The organism is Pseudomonas sp. NPDC087598, from assembly GCF_044743525.1.
Taxonomy (GTDB): Bacteria; Pseudomonadota; Gammaproteobacteria; order Pseudomonadales; family Pseudomonadaceae; genus Aquipseudomonas.
Genome location: NZ_JBIUWQ010000063.1, coordinates 27,081 through 35,175, shown reverse-complemented (window position 1 = coordinate 35,175; position 8,095 = coordinate 27,081). Strand labels below are relative to the sequence as shown.

Annotated in this window: 8 protein-coding genes; 5 read left to right on the top strand and 3 right to left on the bottom strand. The window is 59.2% G+C overall.

What is annotated here, in order from left to right; translation table 11 throughout:
- Window positions 1-769: 769 nt before the first annotated feature.
- From ACIOWE_RS25475 to hmpA, 3 genes are all read right to left on the bottom strand, one after another.
- Window positions 770-1,279: a disulfide bond formation protein B gene (locus ACIOWE_RS25475; RefSeq protein ID WP_201236893.1), complete on the bottom strand. Its 510-nt coding sequence runs from the start codon at window positions 1,277-1,279 to the stop codon at window positions 770-772.
- A gap of 25 nt (window positions 1,280-1,304) precedes the next feature.
- Entirely contained in the window at window positions 1,305-1,865 is a 561-nt protein-coding gene (locus tag ACIOWE_RS25470) for an ester cyclase (RefSeq protein WP_401397245.1), read from the bottom strand.
- A gap of 236 nt (window positions 1,866-2,101) precedes the next feature.
- Entirely contained in the window at window positions 2,102-3,283 is a 1,182-nt protein-coding gene (hmpA, locus tag ACIOWE_RS25465) for an NO-inducible flavohemoprotein (RefSeq protein ID WP_401397243.1), read from the bottom strand.
- A gap of 163 nt (window positions 3,284-3,446) precedes the next feature.
- On the opposite strand from hmpA, the gene norR reads away from it, so the two are divergent.
- The 5 genes from norR to ACIOWE_RS25440 all read left to right on the top strand — a co-directional run bounded on the left by norR (window position 3,447) and on the right by ACIOWE_RS25440 (window position 7,981).
- On the top strand, window positions 3,447-5,003 hold the full coding sequence (gene norR, locus ACIOWE_RS25460) for a nitric oxide reductase transcriptional regulator NorR (protein WP_401397240.1): 1,557 nt from the start codon (window positions 3,447-3,449) through the stop codon (window positions 5,001-5,003).
- 273 nt (window positions 5,004-5,276) lie between these two features.
- Window positions 5,277-6,179 carry a chemotaxis protein CheV gene (locus tag ACIOWE_RS25455; protein WP_201236889.1) on the top strand — a complete coding sequence of 301 codons (903 nt, stop codon included), beginning with the start codon at window positions 5,277-5,279 and terminating at the stop codon, window positions 6,177-6,179.
- A gap of 3 nt (window positions 6,180-6,182) precedes the next feature.
- Window positions 6,183-6,665 carry a GNAT family N-acetyltransferase gene (locus ACIOWE_RS25450; protein ID WP_401397237.1) on the top strand — a complete coding sequence of 161 codons (483 nt, stop codon included), beginning with the start codon at window positions 6,183-6,185 and terminating at the stop codon, window positions 6,663-6,665.
- Between the two features lie 156 nt (window positions 6,666-6,821).
- On the top strand, window positions 6,822-7,148 hold the full coding sequence (locus ACIOWE_RS25445) for a hypothetical protein (RefSeq protein ID WP_401397234.1): 327 nt from the start codon (window positions 6,822-6,824) through the stop codon (window positions 7,146-7,148).
- 83 nt (window positions 7,149-7,231) lie between these two features.
- Window positions 7,232-7,981: a YkgJ family cysteine cluster protein gene (locus ACIOWE_RS25440; RefSeq protein ID WP_401397231.1), complete on the top strand. Its 750-nt coding sequence runs from the start codon at window positions 7,232-7,234 to the stop codon at window positions 7,979-7,981.
- Window positions 7,982-8,095 lie beyond the last annotated feature (114 nt).

Here is an 8,095-nt window from a genome sequence, read left to right as displayed (position 1 = left end):
CACCCTGCCAAGGGTTGGCATTTTGTTTGGAGTGAATAAGGGCCGCCCGTCACGCGTCAGACGCTCGACAAAACCTGGGACAGCGGTCAGTTCTTATTCGAATTCGTGGTCAAAGGCCTTGTTACAGACCAATTCCATTTGGTGCGGAAAGTTGGAAGGCACCGACACCTGGGTGTCTTGAAAGCCTCACGACTCGCTCGACACCCGACTTCCTGCTCGCCTCCTTAATAAAGGCTGAACAGTGCCGGGAATTCAGTGCGGGCGATTGTAGATAGGTAGCGCCCTATACACCATGTCTTATCCCGAAATAATTTTTATCCGTTCGAGCAACAATCCATCGCCATTTTTGCAAAAGTGCCGCATGTTATCGAAATCGATTCTCAACAAAAACACCAAAATTTGTAGGTGTACCGGCCTCAGTTCAGACAGCTCTGAAGGCTTTTTCCGAAAGCAGGATCAGCGCAAACCCCGATACTCCAAGGCTTTTGGCCATCTGCCATGTCTTGTTAAAACTGCCTGATCTGGCACACACGTGCAAAAGCAGAAAAACGCTGAAACAGACCAATCCTTTTTTGTAACAGCGCACCAATCCGCGTCACTGAAGAGACCTGCGACATGGCGTATGTGACAACATGTCGCACACCTGCCACACCCTTCCTTGCCGTCCATCACAGTGTTTTTACAAACACTCTGAAATGCAAAACGCCCCGATTTGCTGATACGCAAATCGAGGCGCTTTCTGTATCGGCAAGAATGCCGAAGAGTTGACTCAGCGCAGTGCTTTTCGGTTACGCGAGGTCAACAGCGGCACCAACACCACCACCAGCACGAATGCCACCAACGCCCATTGCGCCAACGACAGGCCGAGGATCGGCGGGTACGGCGTCGAGCAGAAACCGTCGACCTGGAAACCCAACGGGAAGATCTTCGCCAGCGGCAGGCCATCGACAATCGGCTGCAACACATCGATGCCGCAGCTCACCGCCGGATAGAACTGGGTGTACACGTGATGCCCGGCCACACCGGCCCCGGCAATCGCGCAAATCACCACCAGCACTTCAAACACCGTGATGCTGCGCCGCGTGCGCATGGCCGCGCCTATGAAGGCGAACAGCGCGATCAGCAGCAATGCATAACGCTGCAAAATGCACAGTGGGCACGGCGCCTCGCCGAGCACGATCTGCATGTACAGCGCGCCACCGATCAATGCCAGGCAGATAATGCCCAGCAGCACCAGAAAGCGCCGCTCACGTCCCAATCGAATCGTTTCCTCGCTCATCGCGTTTCCCTTGTATGTCCATGGTTCAGCTGGCCGGCGGCTGCGCTTGCAGTTGCGCCATCAGGCTGATGTTGTCTTCGATATGCCAATTGGCGGCGATACGACCGTTGTCGATCTGATAGATATCGGTTGCCCGGAAGTCTACACGCTGGCCCTGCCCTTTGAGAGCCTTGAACGTGCCAGTGAAATGTCCGCGAAAGTGCAGATGCACCACCACGCGATCACCGGCGACGATCATTTGCTCTATATCGCAGCTCAGATCCGGCACCGCCGTACGAAAGAACTTCGACGCCAGCAATGGTCCGGTCGGCCCCTGCACCCGGCCTTCGGGCGGAGTCTTGTCGACAAACTGCGGCGACAAGGCTGCGGTGGCCAAAGCCTCTTCGCCACTGTTCCAGAAACTGCCATAACGCCGTGCTGCCAGTTCCATGGCCGCGACCTGTGCCTTGGGCAGGCTCTGATCAACGATCAGGGACTGCGGAGTGATCAAGGCAGATTCGGCAGAGGCAAACGGGCTGGCCAGCAATGCGGCCGACAGGCCCAGGGCAGCGAAGCTGATACGACGGGCGAAGGTGAGGTGCGACATGGGGCGATCCTGATCATGTAAACGAACGAGCGCCTATCATCAGCATCGGGGAATAAACGATAAACCGGTTAAGAAACGATTAACCTTTAAACAGAATTTAATAATAGAGACCGCGTAACGGCCTTCGCGAGCAGGCTCGCTCCTACAATGGATCTGTGTCGTACACCATTTTCATGTACGCCACCGCCCCTGTAGGAGTGAGCCTGCTCGCGATGCAGACGACTCGGTCTGAAGGGTTACTCCAAAGCAGAAGCCGGCCCGAAGAACTCGTAACGACTCTGTTTCTCCGGCACACCCAGCGCTTTCAAGTGGCGCTTGATCGCCGCCATGAAACCCTTCGGCCCAAGGAAGTAAGCGTCGACATCACGCTGCTGGGGCAACCACTCGCCGAGCAACTCCTGGCTCAACATCCCGACCTTGTCCGCCGCCGGGCTCACGCCATCGTCTTCGGCGTAGCAGTAGAAGCGCTTGAGTTGTGGATGACGCCCGGCCAAGTCGTCGATCCAGTCGCGGAATGCATGCACGCTGCCATTGCGTGCGCAGTGAATGAAGTGCACCGGGCGCTCGGTTTGCAGCGCTGCTTCCAGCATCGCCAGCGTCGGGGTGATGCCGACGCCGCCGCTGATCAGCACCAACGGCTTGTCACTGGCGCTCAGGGTGAACTCTCCCGATGGCGGGAACAGCTGAATGCTGGCGCCGACATGCAGTTGATCGTGCAAGTGATTGGAAGCGCGGCCACCCGGTTCGCGTTTAACGCTGATGCGGTACTGACCTTTGTTCGCCAGCGCCGACAGCGAGTAGTTGCGGCGGATCTCTTCGCCGTCGAGGATCAGCTTCATGCCGATGTACTGGCCGGGCTCGGCTGCCAGAATCGGGCCTTTATCGGCCGGTTCGAAGTAGAACGAAATGATCTCCGCGCTCTCCTCGACCTTGGCCGCGACGATGAACTCGCGTGCCCCGCGCCAGCCGCCGACAGCCTGTTCTTTCTGGTCGTAGATCGCCGTTTCGGCGCCGATCAGGATATCGGCCAGTTGTCCGTAAGCAGCACCCCACGCACTCATCACTTCTGGCGTGGCGATTTCTTCGCCGAGCACTTCGGAGATGGCGCGCAACAGGCAGGTGCCGACAATCGGGTAGTGCTCCGGCAGGATTTGCAGAGCGACGTGCTTGTTGATGATCTTCGCCACCAGATCGCCCAACTGGTCGAGCTGATCAATGTGCCGAGCGTACATCAACACGCCGTTGGCCAAAGCCCGGGGCTGATCGCCGCTGGCCTGGTGGGCCTGGTTGAACAATGGGCGAACTTCCGGGTATTCGGAGAGCATCATCCGGTAGAAATGGGTGATCAGCGCTTCGCCACCGCTTTCCAGCAGGGGCACGGTGGATTTGACGATGGCACGATCCTGGACGCTAAGCATAAGGTGACTCCTGAGCTTCGATGAAAAGTTACCTGAGACTTATCAGTTTCCGTGCCAACTTATTTACCCTTATAAATCAATGTCTTAAAAACTACGTAGTCAAATCGACTCAAAGCGCTTTATAGTCATCGCGACTACATCTTGTCTCTTTGACTACAAGACCATGACTGCCAAATCCCTGCTCACCGCTCTGCTGCCTCTGGTTTCTGACCTGTCCCGCGAATTGCCCGAGGGCGAACGCTACCGACGCCTGCTCGAAGCCATGCGTGCCCTGCTGCCGTGCGATGCCGCCGCACTTCTGCGTCTCGACGGCGAATCGCTGGTGCCGTTGGCGGTGGACGGCTTAAGTGCCGACACTCTTGGCCGACGCTTCAAGGTCAGCGACCATCCGCGCTTCGAGATTTTGCTGGCCGGGAATGGGCCGACCCGATTCGCCGCCGACAGCGACTTGCCCGACCCTTACGACGGCCTCGTTGATGGCCTCGACGATCACCTTGAAGTCCACGACTGCCTCGGCTGCCCCTTGTTTGTCGATGAAAAACTCTGGGGCCTGATCACCCTCGACGCCCTTGATCCCGAGCGCTTCGAACCGATCGAACTGGATGCCCTGCAAGCCTTCGCCAGCCTCGCCTCGGCCACGGTCAACGCCGCCGAACGCATCGAACGGCTGGCGATCCGTGCCGAAGACGAACACCAGCGCGCCGAGGTTTACCGTCAGGCCAGCGGTCAGCAGAACCGCGAAATGATCGGCCAGAGCAAAGCGCTTAAACGCCTAGTGGAAGAAATCAATCTGGTCGGCGGCAGTGACCTGACCGTGTTGATCACCGGTGAAACCGGGGTCGGCAAGGAATTGGTGGCGCAAGCCATTCACGCCGCATCATCGCGAGCCGACAAGCCGATCATCAGCCTCAACTGCGCCGCGCTGCCGGACACGCTGGTGGAAAGCGAATTGTTCGGTCATGTGCGGGGCGCGTTCACCGGCGCCACCAGTGATCGTCGCGGCAAATTCGAACTGGCCAATGGCGGCACGCTGTTTCTCGATGAAGTCGGTGAGTTGTCACTGACCGTGCAGGCCAAATTGTTGCGCGTATTACAGAGCGGCCAGTTGCAGCGCCTGGGATCGGACAAGGAACATCAGGTCGATGTGCGCCTGATCGCCGCGACCAATCGCGACCTGGCCGAAGAAGTGCGCAACGGTCGCTATCGTGCCGACTTCTATCACCGTATGAGCGTGTACCCGCTGCGGGTGCCGGCCCTGCGTGATCGCGGGCGTGATGTGTTGCTGCTCAGCGGCTTCTTCCTCGAACAGAACCGCTCGCGCATGGGCCTCAACAGCCTGCGCCTCAACAGCGACGCCCAGGAAGCGCTGCTCGCCTACACTTGGCCGGGCAACGTGCGTGAACTGGAACACCTGATCGGACGCAGTGCGTTGAAGGCGCTGGGCAACTGCAAGGTACGGCCGAAGATCCTCAGTTTGAGTGCCGCCGATCTCGATTTACCGCGTGAGGTTGTGGATAACCCATTTGAGCCGGTGGCCGGGGTGGTGGCTTCTATACCGCTGATCAGCGGGGATCTGCGCGCCGCTACCGAGGAATATCAGCGGCGGTTGATCAGTGCGGCGCTGGAGCGCAATCAGGACAACTGGGCGAGCGCGGCGCGGGAGTTGGGGCTGGATCGGGCGAATCTTGGGCGCATGGCCAAAAGACTACGCATGAAATAACCACAACACCTGTGGCGAGGGAGCTTGCTCCCGCTCGGCTGCGCAGCAGTCGCAAATTCAACTGACACGGTGAACCTGACACACCGAGACGTATGGAACTGGGAGCGCTTCGCACTCCAGCGGGAGCAAGCTCCCTCGCCACAGAGAATTCACTGCCGTCTGGCCGAGAATGGGGATTGCCCCTAAAGCCTGCCCCCGACAAGTCGATAACCCGGCATCAATAGTTTCTGGCGATTTACACCCTCGCCCACCACCTTTCCACAGAAGGTTTATATGTCCTCCACCAAAGCCCGCGCAGATTCACTTTCGCTTCTGCTGTTCACTTTGCGCAGCGGCAAGCTGATGGCGATCAACCTGCTGAAAGTCAGTGAAATCATCCCCTGCCCGCCGTTGACCAAACTGCCGGAGTCGCACCCGCACGTCAAAGGCATCGCCACTTTGCGTGGTGCCTCGCTGTCGGTGATCGACCTCAGCCGCGCCATCGGCGAGCGCCCACTGGAAGACCCGAACGGCGGCTGCCTGATCGTCACCGATGTCAGCCGTTCGAAGCAGGGCCTGCACGTCCAGGCGGTGAGCAAAATCGTCCACTGCCTGACCACCGACATCAAGCCGCCGCCGTTCGGCTCCGGTGGTTCGCGCGCCTACATCACTGGCGTGACCTCGGTCGACGGCACACTCGTGCAAGTGCTGGACATTGAAAAAGTTATCCACAGCATCGCCCCGGCCCAAATCGAAATGGCCCCGACGGATCTGTCCATGGAAGACGCCGAAGTCCTCGGCAACGCGCGGATTCTGGTGGTCGACGACAGCCAGGTGGCGCTGCAGCAATCGGTGCACACCCTGCGCAACCTCGGCCTGCAATGCCACACCGCACGCAGCGCCAAGGAAGCGATCGACTGTCTGCTCGACCTGCAAGGCACCGCGCAACAGATCAACCTGATCGTCTCCGACATCGAAATGTCCGAGATGGACGGTTACGCCTTCACCCGTACCTTGCGCGAGACCCCGGATTTCTCCCACCTTTACGTGCTGCTGCACACCTCCCTCGACAGCGCGATGAACAGCGAAAAGGCGCGACTGGCCGGGGCCAATGCCGTGCTGACCAAATTCTCGTCGCCGGAACTGACCCAGCGCCTGATCGAAGCGGCCAAACACGTCGCGGCCAACGGTTACTGAGTCTTGGCCGAGGCATATTGCTTTTTGCTGCGGCGCGATCTGCGCGCCGCCGTGGCGGATTTCATCTGGCCTGAAGGTGTTGAAGTCTGCACTTACCAACCGCAACTGGCGCCGGCCGTGCATCAGTTGATGCAACTCGGTTACCGCGAAGGTGGCGGACGGGTGCCAGCGCTGGAAGTCTGGCAGCAGCGGTTTGAACGCGATCCCGAATACGATCCGCAACTGTGCTTTATCGCCATGGATGCCGAGGGTGTAGTCGGTGTGGTGCAGTGCTGGACCAGTGCCTATATCAAGAATCTGGTGGTGCATCCGCGTGCCCAAGGCCGAGGTTTGGGCCGGGCGTTGCTGTTGAATGCGTTCAGGGTGTTTCAGCAGCGGCGTGAAGGGTTTGTTGATCTGAAGGTGCTGGAAGACAACCTGCGGGCGCAGCAATTGTATGAAAGTGCCGGGATGTATGTAGTCCGCCGCGAGATTGTGCCGGACTGATAGTCAGTCATCGCTGGCAAGCCAGCTCCCACAGAGATTGGCGTCGGTCACAAAACCTGTGGGAGCTGGCTTGCCAGCGATGGCGGCCTCACAAACAACTTTTCACCCTCAGGCATACTCCAATCTTGGCCACTAATGACCCAGGATGCCAACACCATGAAAGCCATCACCCTCAGCCTGCTCTGCCTCACCGCCCTCGCCTCTCAGGCCCATGCCTCCAGCCCCGACGCCTGGGCGGCCTACGACAAAACAGTCCTCGCCAGTTGCACCAAGGCCAGCGGTTTGAAAAATGCCAAACCCGTCGGCACTCCCGCGCAATTCGATGACCGCGTCGGTTACACCGCCGTGTTGCTGCAAGGTCAATACCCGCAAAAACACATGAAAGGCCAGCAAGGCACCGAGCTGTGCCTGTTCAACAAACAGTCGAAAACCGCGTTCGTCACCGAGTGGGACTCGATCCGTCCGTCCGCCAAAACCCGCTGAATGGCGCATAACTTGCTTCGATCGCAGTCTGCATGGCGGCTTTACGTCGCCGCCTAACACCTTGATTGAAGATTGATGGCCCCATGAATACGACGTTTTCCTGCGTCGGTTGCGGCAAGTGCTGCACCGACCACCATGTGCCCCTGACCCTCGCCGAAGCCCGCATGTGGGCGGCGGATGGCGGTCAGGTGATCGTGCTGGTGGAAGCCTTTCTCGGCAATGGCCTGGGCTTGCCGGCGCAGCAGCGTGAACACGCCGAGCGGCGATCGGTGGTGGTGCGCAGCGGCGGATCGACCGCGCACGTGGCGATCACCTTTGCCGCCTACAACGTCGGGCCGTGTCGAAATCTTGACGAAGACAAGCTGTGCCGCATCTACGAGCGTCGACCATTGGTGTGTCGTATTTATCCGGCCGAAATCAATCCGCACATCCCGCTCAACTCGGCTGCCAAGGACTGCCCGCCGGAGTCGTGGGAGCAGGGGCCGGCGTTGATTGTTGGCGGTGAGTTGGTTGATCAGGCACTGGTCGAACTGATCCAGCGCTCGCGGCAGGCGGATCGCGATGACATTCGACTCAAGGATGCGATTTGTGCCGCGCTGGGGATTCGTACCACGGCGCTCAAGGGTGACGGGTTTACCGCGTATCTGCCGAACATGGACGCTTTTGCGGCGGTGATTGATCAGGTAAGTGGGCAACCGTTGGCGACGTCACCGAGTGAGTGGGTGTTTCATTTGTCCGGGGATGATGTCGCCGGGCAAGTACTGGCGGCCGGGGCGCAGGTGGCGACTGAGCCGGCGCTGAATTATGCGTTCATCTCGCTGCGGGCGGCCTGATCCAGATATTACATCGCGGCTGATGGCCCTTTCGCGAGCAGGCTCGCTCCCACAGGGAATTGCATTTCACCTGTGGGAGCGAGCCTGCTCGCGAAGAAGCCAGCACAGGCAAGA